Genomic DNA, 18,766 nt, shown 5'->3' with positions numbered 1-18,766 from the left:
TCGATGCGCGCGCGCCTGCGCGCGTCCTTGATTTCCGGTCAAGAGTGTTTTGACCGGCGGTCTATTTACGCGGAACGACGGGTCGTGCAGAGTCTGTCGACCGATAGACTCCCCAAGCCCACACCCACGCACCGTGAAAGCACCGAACCCGCCAGAAGACGCCTTACGTCCACGCGCGACGGCGGACGACTCCTGGGTCGCGCGCACATTGCATCTTCTCGGCGCCGATCTGTGCGGCGGGATGGCGATCGCCGATGTCGCCGCATGCATGCACATGTCGAAGGCGCATTTCTTCGGCGCCTTCAGGGATAAAGTGGGAGAGACGCCGCATCGATGGCGGCTGAAACAACGCATTGCCGCAGCGCAACGCGATCTGATCACGCTGCCGCTGAAAACGTCGGATATCGCGCAGAAATATGGTTTCAGCGATCAGGCGCACTTCAGTCGCGTATTCAAGCAGTTCGTGGGCGAATCACCCTGTTCCTGGCGGGCGCGCATGAAGGAAATCCGCGCAATTCTCGCCTGCGAGCAATTGCGTTCGTGCTAGAGCCCATGCCGCGATGTCCGCGCGACGTCGCGCGCGGAGTTGACGCGGCAATTCGTGAAGCCCTCAACGCTAGCTGTTCCAGCCAAGATCCCGCGAAATCGCGTTCGCCGTTTCCAGCAGCGGCTCCAGCATCAATTGCTGCATCGAACCAAGATCATGAATGGCCTTGAGCTCAATGACCGACAGCGCGGCCACGACCTGTCCGGTTACATCGCGAATGGGCGCGCCAATACTCGTCACGTAGTCTTCGCGCTCGCCGTCGTCGGTCGCCCAGCCGCGCTCGCGCACGGTGCGCAGTTCACGCTCCAGCGCCTCATAGGAAAGCAGGCTCGTCGGCGTGTGTTTCTCGAACACGTAATGTTCGAAAAGCGCCTGTCTCGCGTCTTCGGGTAGCGACGCAAGAATACATTTCGCGACACTCGCCGTATGCAGGCAGGCAGCCTGACCGATGCGCGACGTGAGACGAATGGACCGCTTGGGCTCGATCTTGTCGATATAGACGATCGCATCGTGCTGCAACTCGGCAAGATGCACGGTCTGATCGCGCAACTCGCTCAACGCCACGAGATGCGGATGCGCCAACTGCGCGAGATTGAACTGGTCCTGCGCGCGATGCGCCAGCGAGACGATGCCCGGCCCGACACCATAACGTCCGTCGGCGAGCTTGCGCAGCAGCCGCTGCCCCTGCAACACCTCCATGATGCGCAACGCCGTCGAACGATGGACGTCGAGTCGCCGCGCGACCTCAGCCGGCGTTTGCGGTCCTTCGCCCAGCAAGACCAGCACTTCGATCGCGCGCTCGATGCTTTGTGACACGTCGTATCTCCTCTCTCTTTCTCGAACAGACGCCCGGCGGTCGCGGAGCAATCCGCTCGACGCGGCTACGCCTACGCGTTTTCCCTTGGTTGCCCCAAAGGCTTGCGAAGGGTACTGTCGACCCTGTGTTGCGAAATATACATCCATGTTGCGTATAGCGCAACACATTTAACCGCAATCTCACCCTTGAAGGAGAACATCAACGTGTACAAGGTGTACGTCACCGATCACGACTACCCCGACCTCGCGATCGAGGAGTCCGTGCTGGCGCCAATCGGCGCGCAGGTCATCGGCTTGCAGGACCGCACGGGCGCGCATCTCGCACAAGCCGCGCGCGACGCCGACGCACTGATGCAGCAATACGCGAAGATTTCGGCCGATACGATCGGCTCGCTCAAGCAGTGCAAGGTCATCGCGCGCTACGGCATCGGCCTGGACATTCTCGATGTCAAGGCGGCCCACGCTGCGGGCATCGTCGTGACCAACGTGCCGGATTATTGCCTCGAAGAAGTGGCCGACCATTCCATCAGCATGGCGCTCACGCTATTGCGCTCGATTCCCACCTACGCCGACGCGACGCGGCGCGGCACCTGGCACTGGTCGGCGTGGAACCGGCCTATCCGGCGCTTGCGCGGCAGCGTGTTCGGCTTTGTCGGCTTCGGGCGCATCGCGCAGAACATGGCGCACAAGCTCAAACCGTTCGGCCTGGAACTGCTCGCGTACGACCCGTATGTTTCGGCGGGCGTGATGCACTCGCACGGCGTGCGTAAAGTCGAGTTCGACGAACTGCTTCGTCACGCCGATCTCGTCGACGTGATGTGCCCATACACGCCCGAGACGCATCATCTGATCGACGAAGCGGCCATCGAGCGCATGAAACCCGGCGCGCTGCTGGTCAACTGCGCGCGCGGCAAGATCGTCGACAACGCGGCGCTGCATCGCGCGCTCACCAGCCGCCGGCTCGCCGCCGCGGCGCTCGACGACACAGAAGAAGAACCCGCCAAACAGACCGACTGGTCGCCGAACGACAATCCGCTATTCTCGCTCGACAACTGCATCATCACGCCGCACGTCGCCTACGTTTCGGAAGATGCGCTGCACGAGGCTCGCCGCGTCGCCGCCGAAAACGTGCGTGCCGTGCTGCTCGGACAGGTGCCGCCTAACGCGGTGCATTATCGCAACTGATCTTTTAGTACTACTTCAGGAATTCAAATGAGCATCATCATCAACCCGCGCCCCGAGCTGAATACCGACCTGATCGCGCGATTCGTCGCGATGGCAGACGTCATGTCGCTGTCCTGCGTGGTCTCCGATGCGCTCGAGCGCAACGGCACCATGCGCCACGATATCAAGCCGCGTGCGGCCGCACACAAGATCATCGGCCCCGCATTGACGGTCCAGCTCACGGCCGGCGACATCGTCGACTGCCTCGAAATCTTCACGGTCGCGCGGCCCGGCGACGTCGTAGTGATCGACGCATTCGGCGAGACCGAAACGTCGATCTGGGGCGGCCTCATGACGGGTCTCGCGAAAAACGCGGGCATCGTCGGCGCGGTGATCGACGGCAGTTGCCGGGACACCGACGAGGCGCGCTTCCTCGACTTCGCGATTTCCTCGAAAGCCGTCGGCCCGCGCCAGGCGCACACGGCGCTCTCGGGTCGTCGCGAGCCGCTCAAGGTCAACGTGCCGGTTTCGTGCGGCGGCGTGATCGTCCATCCCGGCGATCTCGTGGTCGCCGACGAAATCGGCGTGGCCGTCGTGCCGGTCGCGCAGATGGCCGAGGTTCACGAACGCGCCGCGACCATCGCGCGCAATGAAGCGCAAATGCGAGAACTCATTCTCGAGGGCAAGACCTTCCAGGACCTGCTCGCGAAGTTCGGCCGCATCTAGTCCGCGCGCCAGCAGGCCGGGAGACAAGAAGGAGACACCGTATGCATACTCATTTCAAAGACGCGCCCATGCGCGCGCTGCACAAACCGCGAGGCCGACGCCGCTGGTACGTCCTCGCCCTGCTTTGCCTGCTCGCGCTGGTGAACAACATCGATCGACTCGCCCTGTCGATCGCCGCCCCGGCCATGCAAGCCGACCTCGGCATCACCGCGACCGAAATCGGCCTGCTCGGCAGTGCGTTTTCGCTCTTCTATGCGTTCGGCCAATTGCCCGCTGGGTGGTTCGTCGATCGCTTCGGACCGCGCTGGCTGCTCGGCATTTCAGTCATGGTCTGGAGCGCGGCGACGGCCGCGATGGGGATTTCGAATTCGCTTGGCGCGTTCGTCTGCGCCCGTGCCGCGCTCGGCATCGCCGAGGCACCGTCCTTGCCGTCCACCAACAAGATCGTGACGCAATGGTTTCCGCGCCGCGAACAAGGCATCGCCAACGCAAGCTGGGACGCGGCGCTGAAGGTCGGCCCCGCCTTCCTGACGTTTGCGCTCGTGTGGGTCGTGGCGGAACTCGGCTGGCGCACGATGTTTTACTTTGCAGGCGCAGCCGGCATTGTCGTCGCCATCGTATTTCTGGCGAGTTTCCGCGACGTGAATCGTTGCCGCCAGCTCGGCAGCGAAGAGCGTCAATGGATCGATCAGGATCACGAATTATTATCCGGAACGGAATCGCGGGCACCGTGGCTCACGCTGTTCAAGCGACGCAGCATGTGGGGCATGATGGCGGGCTTCTTCTGCAACATGTGGGTCTACCAGACCTTCCTCGTCTTCATTCCGCTCTTCATCATCAAGCAGTTCGGCGTGAAATTCGCGTCGCTCGGCCTCGTCGCCAGCGTGCCGTGGATCGGCGCCATCATCGGCGATCTCGCCAGCGGCGTGCTTTCCGGCAAGCTCGCCGCGCGTCCGGGCTGGAGCACGCTGCGCGCCAAGAAGGTCACGCTCGTGGGCGCGCTGCTGCTTCAGGCCGTCGTGCTGGCGCTGCTGCCGCTCAACAGCCTCTTCGGCGCGACGCAAGGCCTGACGTTCGCCGTTCTGCTGATGGCGTTCGCTCTCGGCTTCAACGGCGCGGTCGTGGCGCATGCCTGGTCGCTGCCGGCCGAAGTCACTGCGGCGTCGACGGTCGCTTCGGTCGGCGCGGTGCAAAACTTCGGCGGTTTTCTCGGCGCGACGGTTTCGCCGCTCGTCGCGGGCGTGATCGTCGATGCCACGGGGTCGTTCGCGTCGGTGTTCGTCATATCGGCGTTCGTTTCTGTGCTGGGCGCCGGCATCTATCACTGGTTCGTGCGCCAGCCCATCATCGCCGCGTCCGAAGACGCCCTGAACGCCTCCATTCAGATCTCCGCTACCTGACCAGCCTGTGGCTTCGCTCCAACCACTCTCCAACAATCAAGGACGTCGACGATGAAATTACGCAACCTCACCCTGCTCGCGACCGCGGCCCTCTTTGCCCTCCAGGCCGGCGCGACCCAAGCCGCGGACAACACCTCCATTGCCGGCATCGTCTTTCAGCAGGACATGTTCATGCGCAGCGTCGCACGCGGCATGAGCGAAGAAGCCAAGGCGGAAAACGTCACCCTGCTCGACGGCAACTCCGACAACAAGGCCGAAAAAGAAGCCAGCCTGATCGACACCTACGTGGCGCGTGGCGTGAAGGCCATCGTCATTGCGCCGCTCAGCGATCAGGCGTCGATTCCCGCGCTCAAGCGCGCGCACGACAAGGGCGTCCAGATCGTCACGTGGACCACCGACATCAAGGCCGACTTTCCGGCCGCGCGCGTGGGGTCGTCCGGCGCCATCATGGGCGGCGGAACCGGCAAGGCCGCCGCACGCTTCATCAAGGAGAAACTCGGCGGCTCGGCCACGGTCGGCCTGATCGGCTTCAAGGCGCAGTTGCCCGAGTTGAGCAACGCGCGCACACAGGGCTTCCTTACCGAAGCGCGCAAGGGCGGCAAGCTCAACGTGGTCGCGGAACAGGATGCATGGCTCGCGGAAAAAGCCGTGAGCGTGGTCAGCGACATGCTCACGGCCAACCCCAACATCAACGTGATCTACGCGGCCAACGAAGGCGGCACCGTGGGCGCGGTCCAGGCCGTGCGGCGCATGAACAAGCAGGGCAAGGTCTTCGTCTTCGGCACTGACGGTTCCGAGCAGTTGACGAATTTCCTCCAGGACAACGACGACGTGCTGGTGGCCACCACCGCCGCGCAGCCCAAGCTCATCGGCCGCGAAGCGGTGAAGGCGGCGCTCAGGGCCGTCAAGGGTCAGCCGGTGGACAAGGTCATCGAAGTGCCCGCCGTGCCGCTGAGCCGCGACGACCCCAAGACGCTCGCCACTTACGCCGCGAGCCTCAAAAATGTCAATTGAGATGGCCAGCGAAAGCGCCCGTCTTGCCACGACCGCGCGTATCGAAGCGCGCGGTCTGTCGCGAAGCTTTGGCGCCAGCATCGCGCTCAAACCTTTCACGCATACGTTCGAGCCCGGGCAGATTCACGCGTTGATGGGCAAGAACGGCTCGGGCAAGTCCACGCTGTTGAAGATTCTCGCGGGCTCGATCCGCGCGGATGCCGGCAAGCTCATCATCAACGACGAGGAATGCGATTTCCATCACCCGTCCGATGCATTCGACGCAGGCATCCGCATGGTGCACCAGGAGTTGTCGCTGGTGCCCACGCTTTCGGTTGCGGAGAACATTTTCCTCGGACGCTTGCCGCTCGCGCGCAAAGGACTGGTGCGCCGCATCGACTGGAAGCAGTTGCGCGAGGACGCTGCCCGCATGCTCGAAAGCACCGGGCTGGAGATTTCGCCGGACGCGCTGGTGTCGACACTGCCGGTCGGTCAGCAGCAGATGATCGAGATCGTCAAGGCTTACGCGACTTCGCCCGCCGTGCTGCTGCTCGACGAGCCGACCTCGGCGCTCAGTCATCGCGAAGTCGAGCGACTCTTCATGCTGGTGCGACGCCTGCGCTCGCACGGCGTGACGATGCTGTACATCACGCACCGCATGAACGAGATCTTCGATATCGCCGATACCTGCACGGTGCTGCGCGACGGCGATCACATCAGTTCGCTGCCGATCGCGCAGACGAGCCCGAAGGACGTCGTGCGCGCGATGTTCGGCGAGCATCACTTGCCGGCGCGCGTGCAGCCGCGCCAGCTCAGTGCGAACGAGCCCGCGCTCTCGGTCCGGAACCTGCATCGCAAGGGCGCATTCGAAAACATCCACTTCGATTTGCGGCGCGGCGAAGTACTGGGCATCGCGGGCATGCTCGGCGCCGGGCGCACCGAATTGCTGCGTTCGATCTTCGGCGCCGACCCGCTCGACGGCGGCACGATCGAACTGCACGGCGAAACCGTCGACTCGCCTTCGCCCTCCGCGATGAAAAGGCGCGGCCTTGGCTACACGCCGGAGAACCGCAAGGAACATGCGCTCGTGCAGGCGCAGTCGATCCACGCGAATCTGTGCATGGCCGGGCTCGCGCGCCTGTCGCGCTTCGGCTTCGTCAACAGCCGGATGGAAGCGGAACCGGTGCGCCGGCAAATCGCTGAAATGGCCATCAAGGCGCAGGACGCGCAATTGCCGGTGTCGTCGATGTCGGGCGGCAATCAGCAGAAGGTAGTGCTGGGCAACTGGTTCAACACGAACCCGCGCGTGATGTTCTTCGACGAGCCCAGCCGTGGCATCGACATCCAGGCGAAGGAGCAGATCTTCAACATCATTCGCGAAAAGGCCTTGCACGGCATGAGCGCGATCGTCGTGTCGAGCGAACCCGAGGAATTGCTCGAGGTGTGCGATCGCATTCTGGTCATGCACCACGGGCGCTTCGTGGCCGAGGTTGACCCGCAAACGATCGCACTCGACGATCTCTACCAAATCATGATGGAGGGCGTGCAATGAACGCCAAAGACAGCACCTTGACCGCCACAACGTCACCCGCACGCACACGGCAGCCTGCAAACGGTCTGCTGTATCGCTACATGCTCGAGGTCGTGCTGATTCTCGTGGCCGTGATGCTCACGATCTACGCGCCGGGTTTTTCCACGCTGTCCAATCTGCTCAATGTGATGCGGACGATCTCCATGCTCGGCATCGTCGCCTGTGGCATGACCGCAGTGATCATCTGCGCCGAAATCGATCTCTCGGTCGGCTCCGGCATGGCGCTGGCAGGCTGCATTCTGGCCTGGGTGGTAGGCGCCTGCACGCCGTTCGTCGGGAGCATCGCGGCCGTGATCCTGGGCGCATGTGCCGCAATTGTCTGCGGTATGGCGTGCGGCGCGTTCAGTGGCGCGATGAAAGCGGTATTCAACGTGCCGACTTTCATCACGACGCTCGGCTTGTTCACCGCGCTGCGCGGCGCCGCGAACCTGATTACCGGCGGCTATCCTCTGGCGACGTTTCCGGGCTGGTTCGATTTTGTCGGCAACGGCGCCTTGTTTGGCCTGCCGTTTCCGGCCTTCGTCTTCGTGGCCGTGGTGCTGATCATGCACTTCGTGATGAACTACACCACGTTCGGCCGGGCCGTCTATGCAGTCGGCGGCAATCCCGAGGCCGCGCGCCTCTCGGGCATCAAGGTCTCGTGGATCAAAACCGCCACGCTGGTGCTGACCGGCGGTCTCGCCGCAGTAAGCGGCATTCTGATTGCCTCGCAGATCGGCTCCGGCACCGGCACGACGGCCACAGGCATGGAACTCGACGTGATCGCGGCCACCATCATCGGCGGAACCAGTCTGTTCGGCGGCAAGGGCCGCATCTGGGGCACTTTTGTCGGTGTACTGTTTCTTGGCGTGATCGGCAATGGTATGACACTGCTGAATGTTTCGGAGTACTGGCAGTATGTCGTGCGCGGCGGTCTGATTGTCGCCGCGGTCATGCTCAGTCAAGTGACCGACAAGCGTCGCTGATCGATTCCCTCGACGTGTTGCGTGAAGCGGCATCAATACCGATGCCGCCCCACGCCGAGCGGCGCCTCCCTCACGCGAAACACCGCTTCGCACAACACGTTCGCGTGATCGGCAGCCTCTTGCACCGTCATGCCACGCAAAATGGCAATCAACGGGCAGGCTTTCAACGCCGTCTTCAGTTGTGAGCGGATTTCCGCTCAGCGCACTTCATCGGATTCGAAATTCATTATCACGTTGTTTCATTCGGGGATTGAGCGCGCAATCGTCGGCAGCAGTCCCGCCTCGCGGGCGATATGGAAAAGCCCGCATTCGGTGGTGCCGTGCAGAATGCCCGCATCGGGCGCGCCGATTCGATGGAGCGCCGTCCGATAGCGTTCGCACAGGTTTTCTGCGCCGATCAAACCGAGTTTCCAGTCGTCCAGTGTCGATCCCTGGCTTGCCAGATGACTCGACAGCCCCGCGAGTTCATGTCCGATCAGCAAACCCGATAAATAATCGGATTGCTGCTCGGGTCGCAGTTCGCCGGTGAGTCCGAGCGTGCGGGTACTGAAGATGGTCGACAGCATGCCGGTTGCGCCCGCATGCACGGCCATGTCGATACCACGCAGGAAGGCGTCGTCGTCGCGGCCTCCGCTCGGATGCATCGTGCGGCCGAGGATGGTGTAGTCGCGCAACACGGCGAATACTTCGCCGGTCATGAAGGTGAGGAAGCGTTCGAGATAGCCGTCGACCACGAACGCCCATTTCGCGTGCGTGCCAGGCAAGCCGATCAGCGTCTTGCCGCCAGCGCCCAGCGCCGGATGTGCGGTCAGCGCGCCGAAGATTTGCGTTTCCTCTCCGCGCATCACGTTAGGGAACGCGCCGCGTTCGATGATGCCCGGCACGATATGGACCAGCGTGCCGCGTGACGACACAACCGTCTTTAACGCGCCGATTAGCGGCGCGCTGTTCGCGGGCGCCGCAATATAAGGCGCCTCCGCCCAGCCTTGCGCGCTGCCGACCATGCCGGCCGCGATCACCGGCACGGCGCTCGCATTCAGCCAGTCGCCGCATATCGATTCGAATACGTCGTCGAAGCCGCCCGACTCGCGCGGCTTCGGCAAATGCATGATGCCGCAGGCAGAGTGCCAGGAATCGAGCACGCGACCCGACACGTCGAACAGATAGGCGCGTAGCGACGACGTGCCCCAATCGAGCCCGATCAGCGCGGGCGTTTCGGTGGATTGAATGTCCATGCCTGTTTCCTGCTACATAAATCCTGGCCCGGACACTTCGGATCGCCGCGCGGATTGCAAGCGCCGAAGTGCATGGGGCGCATTGACAATGCACGGTGCGCGCGCTTGCTGCGGCGCGCCTCACCGTGCATCGACGCTATGCCGCGAGATAGCCGCCGTCGACGGCCACGATCGCCGCCGTCATGAACGACGCGGCGGGCGTACAGAGAAACAGTGCGACCTGAGCCACTTCGTCGGGCGAACCCCAGCGAGCAAGCGGCGTTCTGCCGAGAATGGCCTGCGAGCGGCTATCGTCGTTTTGCAGCGCCTGGGTCAGCGGCGTGGCGATCCAGCCGGGCGCGACGGCATTGACGCGAATGCCGTCCGCCGCATAAGCAATCGCCAGCGACTTGGTCAATTGCGCGACCGCGCCCTTGCTCGCGCTATAGGCGGGCACGAGACCGCCGCCGAAAAAGCTCAGCATCGACGCCGTATTGACAATGCAGCCCGACGATTGCTTGAGCAACGCGCGCGCGGCCGCGCACACCCGCATGGTGCCGTTCAGGTTGATGTCGAGAACCTTTTCGAATACCTCGACCTGGTGTTCGTCGCCGCGCCGGATCACGCCGGCACAATTCACCACGATATCCAGACGCTCGAAGCGGCCGAGCACCGCATTCACCTCGTCGGTCGAACACACATCCAGCGTGACCTGTTCGACCGTCCTGGCGAGCGTGTCGGCCGTATCGGCGGGCGGCGGCAATCCCGCCGCGAAAACCTTTGCACCGAGTTGCGCAAGGCCGTTGGCGATCGCGGCGCCGATACCGGTTCGTCCACCTGTCACCAGCGCGACTTTTCCTTCGAGCAGTCCTTCTTTGAACGTCATATGAGTTCCGGAATCAAGGGGGTCTGGTTTTAAATCGACATTATTTGCACTACTACGCGTTTTGAATAGAATCGTGTAGCGACGTTCGAAATAAGCCGATCAGCGAATGAATTGATCGACGTAGTCCTCACCCAGACCGACCGAAGCATAGTGCTTTCTGCACATATCGATCTTCGTAAAGACGTCTTCGTAGCCGGTGTAATTGCCGTAAGGATCGCAATAGAACATCACGCCATTCACCTGAAAATAGGTAATCATTTCTTCAACGTCGTCCGGCACGTAGAGCGTATGGGTCTCGCCCGGCGGCTCGTAGACGTAGCTGCCTTCGGTGGCGGTCCACTCGTGCTCCAGATACTTCCAGCGCCCCTTCAACACCATGCCGTGCACGCCCTGCGGATGGCGATGGCGGCTCAGCACGCCCGACTTGCGCACGCGCAGCAGGTTCATCCAGTAACCCTGCGAGGCGTTCAGGCAGAGCGGACGAAACGAGACGTTCTCCGCCTGCGGCACCCATACGCGCTCGTCGTCGGGGATGGCGAAGGGCACGACGACCTCTTTCTGGGCCTCCTTGGGAAATGGCAACTGGTACGGCATCATGGGGGAATACTTCTCGATGATTTCCGGCATGGTAGTGCTCCGTTGTGGCTTTTTCGGGGACAATCAAGCGCCGACATTCGATAAGCCGACGCCGCTTTACAGCGTCGCGCCTTTGTCGGCATGGCAGGTATCGCGTTCAGACTTCGAGGGGGTGAATTTGCGCGGGAGTGTGTCGATCAGCGCCCCGGCAACGGCGCCCGCCTGTCCAGCGTGATGGCTGCGATGACGCACGGCATCGCGATTGGCGCGCAGCTCGTCGATCGACCGCATGCCCATCAGGGCAAGCGTCAATTCGGTTTCCGTGCGCAGCAATTCGATCGCCTGGCTCACGCCCTTGCGCCCGGCCGCGCCGAGTCCGTAGGCATAGGCGCGTCCGAGCAGCACGGCGTCCGCGCCCAGGCCGATTGCCTTGACGATATGACTGCCGCGCCGAATGCCGCTGTCGAGCAACACCTCCGCGCGCCCGGCGACAAACCGTGCAATGTCCGGCAGCACGGAAATCGACGAGCGCGCGCCATCGAGTTGACGTCCACCGTGATTGGACACGCAGACGCCATCCGCGCCGCCATCGAGCGCGCGGCTCGCATCCTCGACGGACAGCACGCCCTTCACCACCAGCTTGCCTGGCCATTGCTCGCGCAGCCACGCGAGATCGGCCCAGTTCATGCCAGGGTCCACGTTGCCGGACAGGTAAGCGGCCTGCGCCATCAGGCTGCGCGGCACCCCGGCCTTGCCCTTCACGTTGCCGAGCGTCAGCCTGCCGTTCAGCCCCATGCGCAGACACCAAGCGGGCCGCGACAGCAGATCGAGTACGGTGCCGAGTTTCAGCGACGAAGCGGTGCGAAATCCGTTGCGCGTATCGCGTTCCCGAACGGAAGACACGTTGGTGTCGGCGGTCAGGAACAGCGTGGTCACGCCAACCTGCCAGGCGCGCTGGACAATTTCGGTTGCCAGCTCGCGATCCTTGAAGACATACAACTGCATCGCGAGACCGCGCGGCATCACCGCGCCGACCTCCTCGATCGAGTTAATCGAAAAAGTCGACAAACACATCGGGATATCGGCTTGTGTCGCCGCCCTCGCCGCCTGCACCTCGCCGTTCGGCCAGAACGATCCGGCGAATCCCACAGGGGCGAGCATCGCGGGCATCGAGTAGCGCGCGCCGAGGATGTCGCTCGACAGATCGCGTTTCGAAAGATCGACGAGCACACGCTGCTCGAGCGTCCACTCATCGAAGTCTTCGGTGTTGCTCGCCAGCGTGCGTTCTGAAAACGCACCGCCGTCGATATAGTCGAAGAACATGCGTGGCAACTTGCGCCGTGCCTGCCGACGCAGATCCTCAATATTGGAGATGGTCATGGGCACGCGATTCCGTCATGTCCGCTCGACGTGCAGATACGCGTCGTCTTCCGGCTGATAGCCGAGATAGCGGATGGCATCGCTCAAATCCCAATCCATGCCCGCGTTATTCGACACGCCATTCACGATGATGGCCGGTGCCGGCCATTCGTCGCTGGGCGCGAGCACCGAGCGAATGAACAACTGGTCGAGATCGCGATTGGACAGCCACATGTTGCGGAACCACCGCAGCGTGCGACGCGCCGCTTCGTCCAGCTCGGTCGTATCCGAGGTCGAAGCGGGCGAGCCGGAATGCGTGATGTCGCGCGCATTGTTATCGCCGGTCAGCGCCCAGCCGACCCGTATCGACACCGTGCTCAAACGTCCTTCGGACAACTCAGCAATGGAGGCGCAAAGTTTTTCGCCCATGACTTTTGCGGTGCCGTACGCGAGCGAATGCAATTCGCGCTTGCCGTCGTGCCAGCGCGTGCCGGGCGCCGTGGCGATCCGGGTCGTCAAGCGCCCCGGCCCCATCTGTTGCGCCAGCGGATCGTCCTTGTACGCGCCCATCGTATGATTCGACGACGCGAACACGAAACGTCCAACGCCGGCGCGCACGCACTCCATCAACAGATTTTGCGTCATGTCGTAGGACGCCATGGACTCCAGCCACGACGAATCCGGAACGGGATTCAAGGCGGCAAAGTGGATGACCGCGTGCACCTCGTTCATCGCCTCGGTCCATTCGCCGGCGCGTTGCGTGAGGTCGCCGCGCACCAGCCGCAGACGCTTGCGCGCGTGCTCCGAGAACTTCGAATAGTCGCCGCTGCGGTCGATGCCGATGACCTGCTCGCACCAGTCGGCGCGCGTGAGCGCTTCGACCACTTTCTGTCCGAGGTTGCCGCCGGCACCCGTGACCATGATCTTGCGGGGCATAGTGTGATTCACGGTGTCATTCTCCCTGGATAAATTCGAGGCACACTGCGGTGGGAATCGGATAGGTGTAGCCGGTGTCGTTCAAGGCACCCGTCTGCGCATCGATCGCATACACGCGGATGAAACCGTCATCCTGCGCGGCAGCCAGTAGATACTTTCCGTCGGGTGAGATCGCCAGATCGCGGGGCGTGCGCCCGCCCAGACTCCAGTTGCCGACCGGCGTGAGCGTGCCCGCGGCCTCGTCGATACGCGCGCAAAAGATCGAGTCATGTCCGCGATTGCCCACGTAGACGAATTTGCCCGAGGGATGCAGCCGCATGCCGCCCGCTCCGCTTTCGCCGCCGAAGTCTTCGGGCAGGCTGGACACTTCGCAGACGAGTTCTGCGGCGTGGTCCGCGAGCCGGTACATCCGCACGGTCGACGCGAGTTCGTAGTTGGCGAGCAGATGCTTGCCGGACGCCGTGAACACGAGATGACGCGGACCGGCGCCGGGCGCGGCATCGAGAAACCGGTCCGGCGTCTTGATGACCTTGCTTGCGTCGAGCGCATGGCGCACGACGCCATCGACGCCGAGATCGGCCAGATACAGATGGCGACGGTCCGGACTGAACACCGCGCAATGAGCATGCGGCGCCTCCTGACGCGCGGCGTTCGGGCCGCTGCCTTCACGTTCGAGCACGACCGGCTCGCCCGCCGGCACGCCATTCGCATCGAGCCTGTAGGCGAGCACTTCGCCGCTCAGATAATTCGATGCGAGCAGCAAGGCCAGTTCTTCGTCCACGGCCACGTGACACGGCCACGCGCCCGGCGTCGACAGATCGCCGAGCAGTGTGAGCGAGCGACCGGCCGCATCGACTTCATACGTGCTCACGCCTGGGCCGTCCTCGGCGTTCACTTCGCGAACCGCATACAGGCGGCGGCCATCCTTCGATAGCGTGAGATACGACGGATTCGCCGCGCGCTCGACCGCGCGTTCGCTCAAGCGGCCAGTCGATGCGTCGAAATCCAGCAGATAAATGCCTGCGCCCTTGCCCTCCACATGCGGCATGGGCAAGGTATAAGTGCCCACCGCCAGCGTGCACGTACTGCCCGCGTCCTTGTTCACGTTTGTCTCCATGTTTTATTCGTTTCCGGCGAACCGGCAGTCCCGCTGCCCGGCTTCTTCTGGCCGGTGCGCGGAACAGGCGTGCTGCCGCCTACAACACGCCGCCGCTGTTGCGAATGTTGTTGATCATCTTTTCGCGCGTCGAAGCCAGATGCTGACGGATGGCGCGCGCCGCCGCCGCGTCGTCTTTCGCCACGACCGCTTCGAGAATCGCGAGGTGCTCCGTATGCACGCGACGAGGCGGCACGAGCGGCCGATAAAAATGGCTGCGCATGATGTGCATATAGATGTTGAGATTTTCGTAGCTGGTCTTCAGGCGCTGATTCGCGCACGCGTCGATCAATGCGTTGTGGAATCCCGCATCGGCGACGGAAAACGCCGTGTAGTCGCGGAACTCGTCGTTCGACATGAAGCCGCTCATCTCCTCGATCAGCGACTGCATGCGCGCCGTCACCGCCGCGCTTTCCGGGCTGTGAATCACCTGGTAAGCCGCGAACAGTTCGAGCGCCTCGCGCACCTGAAAGATCTCGTTCGCATCCTGCTCGGTGATGCCCTTGACGAACGTGCCGCGCCGCGCCCGCACTTCGACGAGGCCATCGGTCGCGAGCCGCTTGATGGCGTCGACCACCGGCGTGCGGCTGACCTGCAGCTCGGCGGCGACCTCTTCCACGTTGATCTGCTCATCGATCTTGATAGCGCGGCTCAGGATGCGGGCCCGCACCGCGTCGTACACCTGATCGGTCAGATGGGTATGCGTGATGGGCGTAAACACGCGATTCATTTGCACTGCTCCTTTCGATTCGGTTGCGATGAGCCGTCGCAGATGTCGTTGACATCAACATCTAACATGTGACATATTACACTACACGAAGAACGCTGCCAAGCAGCGCACAGAACACATAAGACGCAGGACAACCTGGAGAGAGACATCCATGAAACAACGAAAAACTTCGTTCAGCCGCGCTATCGTCGCGGCCGCGCTTGCCCTCGCGGGCGTCGCCGCTCATGCAGCCGAGCCCGTTTTGATGCCGGGGGCCATCGTACGCGAAGGCAACAATCCGCTGAGCGCGCCGAACCAGTTCAAGAAAGCGCCGCCGTGGCGCATCGGTTTCAGCATCTGGGGTTTCGGCAACACCTGGATGACGCAGATGGTCCACGAGACCGACGCGGAAGCCGCGAAACACAAGGAAATCGGCAAGATCATTTTCGCCGACGCCAATTCCAAGCCCGCCAAGCAGATCGCCGACATCGAGGACATGATTGCGCAGAAGGTAGATGCGATCATCGTCGCGCCGGTGTCCTATACGGCGCTGACGCCCGTGATCAAGAAGGCCGTCGCCGCGGGCATTCCCGTGATCGTGCATTCGACGGAAATCGAAACCGACGCGTATACCACCGAAATTCAGGGCGAGGCGCTGTACTTCGGCGAGGTCGGCGGCAAATTCCTCGTCGACACGCTGCACGGCAAGGGCAATATCTGGGTGCTGCGCGGCCAGGCGGGCATCGCTGCCGACACCATGCGCTACGAAGGTCTGCGCAAGGCGCTCGCGGGATCGAACATCAAGATCGCTTCCGAGCAATATGGAGACTGGTCTTACAACAAGGGCAAGCAGGTTTGCGAGTCCTTGATGCTCAGTAATCCTAACCCCGATGGCATCTGGTCCTCCGGCGGCGACATGAGCCGTGCGTGCATCGAAGTGTTCAAGGAATTCGGCAAGCCCGTTCCGCCCATCACCGGCGAAGGCAATAACGGCTTCATGCGCGCATGGAAGGACAGCGGCGCGAACGCCACGGCTGCCGTCTTCCCGTCCGAACAGGGCGCGGCGGGCATTCGCGCCGCCGTTGCGTTGCTCAGCGGCGAATCGCTGCACAAGCACTACGTATTGCGCCCGGCGCCGATCACCAAGGCCAATTTCGCGCAGTTCTACCGGCCCGACCTGAACGACAACTACTGGGCGCCAAGCGCGCTCTCCGCAGCCGACCTCAAAAAGTACTACGGCTCGAAGTAGTCAAGCGGGAGTCATTCGCATGGATACCTTAGTCGCAGCGACGCACATCACCAAGCTGTACGACGGTGTGCCGTCGCTCGTGAATGTCGGCATCACCGGCCGCGCCGGTTCGATCCACGCCGTCACGGGCGAAAACGGCGCGGGCAAGTCGACGCTGATGAAAATCATCGCCGGCGTGGTCGCGCCCACCGAAGGACAGGTTTTTCTGCGCGGCAAGCCGGTGAAGTTTTCCTCGCCGCTCGACGCGCTGAATGCGGGCATCTCGACCGTGTTTCAGGAGTTCTCGCTGGTCGCCAATCTCACGGTCGCGGAAACGATGTTTCTGGGCCGCGAACCGAAGCGCGGGCTGTATAGCGTGGATCGGCGGCGCATGGAAGAAGAGGCGCGGGCCGCGCTCGGCTACATCGGTTTGCAGATCAACCCGCGCCGCCTCGTCGGCTCGCTGACCGTGGCGGAGCAGCAGTCGGTCGAGATCGCCAAGGGCCTTGCGGTCAACGCCGATGTTTTCATCTTCGACGAACCGACTGCCGCGCTCAATACGAAGGACGTCGAGCGCATCGAGTCGCTACTGCTGAAGCTGCGCGACCAGGGCAAGTGCATCTTCTACATTTCGCACCGCATGCGCGAGATCTTCGACCTCTGCGACACGGCGACCGTGCTCAAGGACGGCAAGCTCGTGGGTTCGTACGCCACCGCCGACCTGAACCCCGACCGCCTGCTTTCGCTGATGGTGGGCCGCGACGTCGAACATCTCTACCCGCCGCGCGCCGCAACGCGCGACGACGTCGCGCTGCGCGTGAGCGGCCTGAGCACGGCGCCGGGCCGCTTGGGCGTGGACTTCACCGTGCGGCGCGGCGAAATCGTCGCGCTCGGCGGTCTTGAAGGGCAAGGTCAGCGCGACCTCGTTCGCGCGCTGGCCGGCGTCGTGAAAGGCTGCACGGGCACGCTCGAACTGCATCGCCGCTCGGGCGCGTCGACGCGCTTGCGTCCGCGTGCGAGCGCCCGCCGCGCGCTCGCGAACGGCTTCGCGTTCATGCCCGAAGACCGCAAAGGCGAAGGCCTGTATCTCGATCAGCCGATTCGCGACAACCTCACGCTCGGCGTGCATCAGCGCCGCCTGCCGTGGGCCTTCGCGCGGCCGCTCTCGGCGCTCGTCAAGCGCCTGTCCGACGACTTGCGGATTCGCGCCGCCAGTCACGCGCTGGCCGTCGTGAACCTGTCGGGCGGCAATCAGCAAAAGGTCATGCTGGGGCGCTGGCTCGCGATCGACGCGGAGGTGCTGCTCATCGAGGAGCCGACGCGCGGCGTCGACGTCGGGGCGAAGGTGGAGATCTACAACGCCTTGCGCACGTTCTGCGCGCGCGGCGGGTCAGTACTCTTCACATCGCGCGAATTGCCCGAAGTGATCGGCCTCGCCGATCGCGTCCTGGTGGTGTCCGACCATCGCATCGTGAAGGAAATCGACGCGAAGGACGCGACGGAGGAAGACATCCTTCAGGCCGCCGTCGCCCGCACCGTCCAACCCGCAGGAGTCGCAGCATGATCAATCGCCTCGCATCGCGGCGCGCGGACCGTAACGGCGGCCAATACGTATCGGGACTGCTTTTGCTGGTCGCCGTGGTCGCGCTGGGCGCGTCGTTCAGCAGTTTCCGCACGCCGCAGAATCTCGCCAACCTGATCGTTCAGGCGACGCCGCTGCTGGTGGTCGCGCTCGGACAGACGCTGCCGATTCTGACCGGCGGCCTCGATCTCTCGGTGGGCGTGGTCATGAGCCTCTCGACCTGCATCCTCGCCACGACCGGCTCGCCCGCGCTCGCGATCGCGCTCACGGTTGCGAGCGCGGCGCTGGTCGGCGTCGTGAACGGCATCGGCGTGACGCGCTTTCGCGTGCACCCGATCATCATGACGCTGTCGACCGGTACGATCCTGCAAGGCATCGTGCTGCTGGTTCAGCCTTCGCCCGGCGGCAGCATCTGGGCGCCGATCTCCGCCGCGGTCGGCAACTCGGTGATGGGCGTGCCGGTCGCCGTTCTCTGGGTCGCGCTGGCCGCGTGGATCGCGTGGTCGCTGCTGCATCGCTCGCGCTTCGGGCTGCATCTCTATTCCGTGGGCGGCGGCGCGGACAACGCAGCGCTGGCCGGCGTGGGCGTCGCGCGCACGACGATTGCCGCTTATGTGCTCTGCGCGCTGTTCGCGGCGGTCGCCGGCATCTTCCTCGCGGGACGCATTTCGTCGGGCGATCCGTGGGTCGGCGCGTCTTACGGACTCGACTCCGTCGCGGCCGTCGCACTGGGCGGCACGCAGCTGAGCGGCGGCGTCGGCGGCCCGCTCGGCACGATCTTCGGCGCGCTGCTGCTCGGCATCGTCGGCAACGGGATGAATATCGTTCAGATCAATCCCTTCCTGCTCTCGGTCGTCAACGGGACGCTGCTTCTGTTCGCGGTATGCCTGCGTCGCCGCAAAGAAATCGGGATCTAAA

Annotated in this window: 18 protein-coding genes; 10 read left to right on the top strand and 8 right to left on the bottom strand. The window is 63.4% G+C overall.

From position 1 onward, the window contains the following. The first annotated feature begins 133 nt into the window (after positions 1 to 133). On the top strand, positions 134 to 547 hold the full coding sequence (locus tag SB764_RS20115; protein WP_410864536.1) for a helix-turn-helix transcriptional regulator: 414 nt from the start codon (positions 134 to 136) through the stop codon (positions 545 to 547). A 69-nt stretch (positions 548 to 616) separates the two neighbouring features. Here the strand turns inward: SB764_RS20115 and SB764_RS20110 are convergent, their stop codons facing one another. Next, entirely contained in the window at positions 617 to 1,363 is a 747-nt protein-coding gene (locus SB764_RS20110; RefSeq protein ID WP_065059108.1) for an IclR family transcriptional regulator, read from the bottom strand. 204 nt (positions 1,364 to 1,567) lie between these two features. On the opposite strand from SB764_RS20110, the gene SB764_RS20105 reads away from it, so the two are divergent. From SB764_RS20105 to SB764_RS20080, 6 genes are read left to right on the top strand one after another with little or no spacing between them, the layout of a single operon-like run. Then, on the top strand, positions 1,568 to 2,548 hold the full coding sequence (locus SB764_RS20105; RefSeq protein WP_176080273.1) for a C-terminal binding protein: 981 nt from the start codon (positions 1,568 to 1,570) through the stop codon (positions 2,546 to 2,548). A gap of 27 nt (positions 2,549 to 2,575) precedes the next feature. Continuing rightward, positions 2,576 to 3,253, top strand: coding sequence for an RraA family protein (locus tag SB764_RS20100; RefSeq protein WP_065059106.1), 678 nt, complete (start codon positions 2,576 to 2,578; stop codon positions 3,251 to 3,253). 41 nt (positions 3,254 to 3,294) lie between these two features. Continuing rightward, positions 3,295 to 4,653, top strand: a complete 1,359-nt coding sequence (locus SB764_RS20095; RefSeq protein ID WP_221224634.1) for an MFS transporter — start codon at positions 3,295 to 3,297, stop codon at positions 4,651 to 4,653. A 51-nt stretch (positions 4,654 to 4,704) separates the two neighbouring features. After that, the gene (locus SB764_RS20090; protein ID WP_074984977.1) at positions 4,705 to 5,667 is read left to right on the top strand and encodes a substrate-binding domain-containing protein; all 963 of its coding nucleotides are present in this window, start codon (positions 4,705 to 4,707) and stop codon (positions 5,665 to 5,667) included. After that, positions 5,657 to 7,198 (top strand): sugar ABC transporter ATP-binding protein, encoded by a 1,542-nt coding sequence (locus SB764_RS20085; protein ID WP_410864533.1) that lies wholly within the window; start codon positions 5,657 to 5,659, stop codon positions 7,196 to 7,198. The genes SB764_RS20090 and SB764_RS20085 overlap by 11 nt, the downstream gene beginning before the upstream one ends. Next, complete coding sequence (locus tag SB764_RS20080) at positions 7,195 to 8,202, top strand: ABC transporter permease (RefSeq protein WP_074984981.1); 1,008 nt, start codon at positions 7,195 to 7,197, stop codon at positions 8,200 to 8,202. Before SB764_RS20085 ends, SB764_RS20080 begins: the two co-directional genes overlap by 4 nt. Before the next feature lie 239 nt (positions 8,203 to 8,441). Here the strand turns inward: SB764_RS20080 and SB764_RS20075 are convergent, their stop codons facing one another. The 7 genes from SB764_RS20075 to SB764_RS20045 form a co-directional block, all read right to left on the bottom strand. Next, entirely contained in the window at positions 8,442 to 9,437 is a 996-nt protein-coding gene (locus SB764_RS20075) for a 2-dehydro-3-deoxygalactonokinase (RefSeq protein ID WP_183715451.1), read from the bottom strand. Positions 9,438 to 9,573: 136 nt separating this feature from the next. Next, positions 9,574 to 10,302: an SDR family NAD(P)-dependent oxidoreductase gene (locus SB764_RS20070; protein WP_065059100.1), complete on the bottom strand. Its 729-nt coding sequence runs from the start codon at positions 10,300 to 10,302 to the stop codon at positions 9,574 to 9,576. 99 nt (positions 10,303 to 10,401) lie between these two features. Continuing rightward, positions 10,402 to 10,929: a 2,4'-dihydroxyacetophenone dioxygenase family protein gene (locus SB764_RS20065; RefSeq protein WP_065059099.1), complete on the bottom strand. Its 528-nt coding sequence runs from the start codon at positions 10,927 to 10,929 to the stop codon at positions 10,402 to 10,404. 66 nt (positions 10,930 to 10,995) lie between these two features. Next, positions 10,996 to 12,258 carry an alpha-hydroxy acid oxidase gene (locus tag SB764_RS20060; protein WP_074984984.1) on the bottom strand — a complete coding sequence of 421 codons (1,263 nt, stop codon included), beginning with the start codon at positions 12,256 to 12,258 and terminating at the stop codon, positions 10,996 to 10,998. Positions 12,259 to 12,273: 15 nt separating this feature from the next. Further along, positions 12,274 to 13,185, bottom strand: a complete 912-nt coding sequence (locus SB764_RS20055) for an NAD-dependent epimerase/dehydratase family protein (RefSeq protein ID WP_410864530.1) — start codon at positions 13,183 to 13,185, stop codon at positions 12,274 to 12,276. Between the two features lie 4 nt (positions 13,186 to 13,189). Beyond that, the gene (locus SB764_RS20050) at positions 13,190 to 14,290 is read right to left on the bottom strand and encodes a lactonase family protein (RefSeq protein WP_065059096.1); all 1,101 of its coding nucleotides are present in this window, start codon (positions 14,288 to 14,290) and stop codon (positions 13,190 to 13,192) included. A gap of 79 nt (positions 14,291 to 14,369) precedes the next feature. Continuing rightward, positions 14,370 to 15,059 carry a GntR family transcriptional regulator gene (locus SB764_RS20045; protein ID WP_065059095.1) on the bottom strand — a complete coding sequence of 230 codons (690 nt, stop codon included), beginning with the start codon at positions 15,057 to 15,059 and terminating at the stop codon, positions 14,370 to 14,372. Positions 15,060 to 15,210: 151 nt separating this feature from the next. On the opposite strand from SB764_RS20045, the gene SB764_RS20040 reads away from it, so the two are divergent. From SB764_RS20040 to SB764_RS20030, 3 genes are read left to right on the top strand one after another with little or no spacing between them, the layout of a single operon-like run. Further along, positions 15,211 to 16,287 (top strand): ABC transporter substrate-binding protein, encoded by a 1,077-nt coding sequence (locus tag SB764_RS20040; protein WP_065059094.1) that lies wholly within the window; start codon positions 15,211 to 15,213, stop codon positions 16,285 to 16,287. A gap of 19 nt (positions 16,288 to 16,306) precedes the next feature. Then, entirely contained in the window at positions 16,307 to 17,830 is a 1,524-nt protein-coding gene (locus SB764_RS20035) for a sugar ABC transporter ATP-binding protein (RefSeq protein ID WP_074984990.1), read from the top strand. After that, a complete protein-coding gene (locus SB764_RS20030; RefSeq protein ID WP_110326274.1) occupies positions 17,827 to 18,765 on the top strand; it encodes an ABC transporter permease in 939 nt (312 codons plus the stop codon). Before SB764_RS20035 ends, SB764_RS20030 begins: the two co-directional genes overlap by 4 nt. Position 18,766: the final 1 nt, after the last annotated feature.

It is taken from the genome of Paraburkholderia sp. SIMBA_027, from assembly GCF_046535315.1.
GTDB classification, from domain to species: domain Bacteria; phylum Pseudomonadota; class Gammaproteobacteria; order Burkholderiales; family Burkholderiaceae; genus Paraburkholderia; species Paraburkholderia tropica.
Note: the sequence above shows the minus strand (reverse complement) of the source record. Positions and strands in the feature narration are given on the sequence as shown.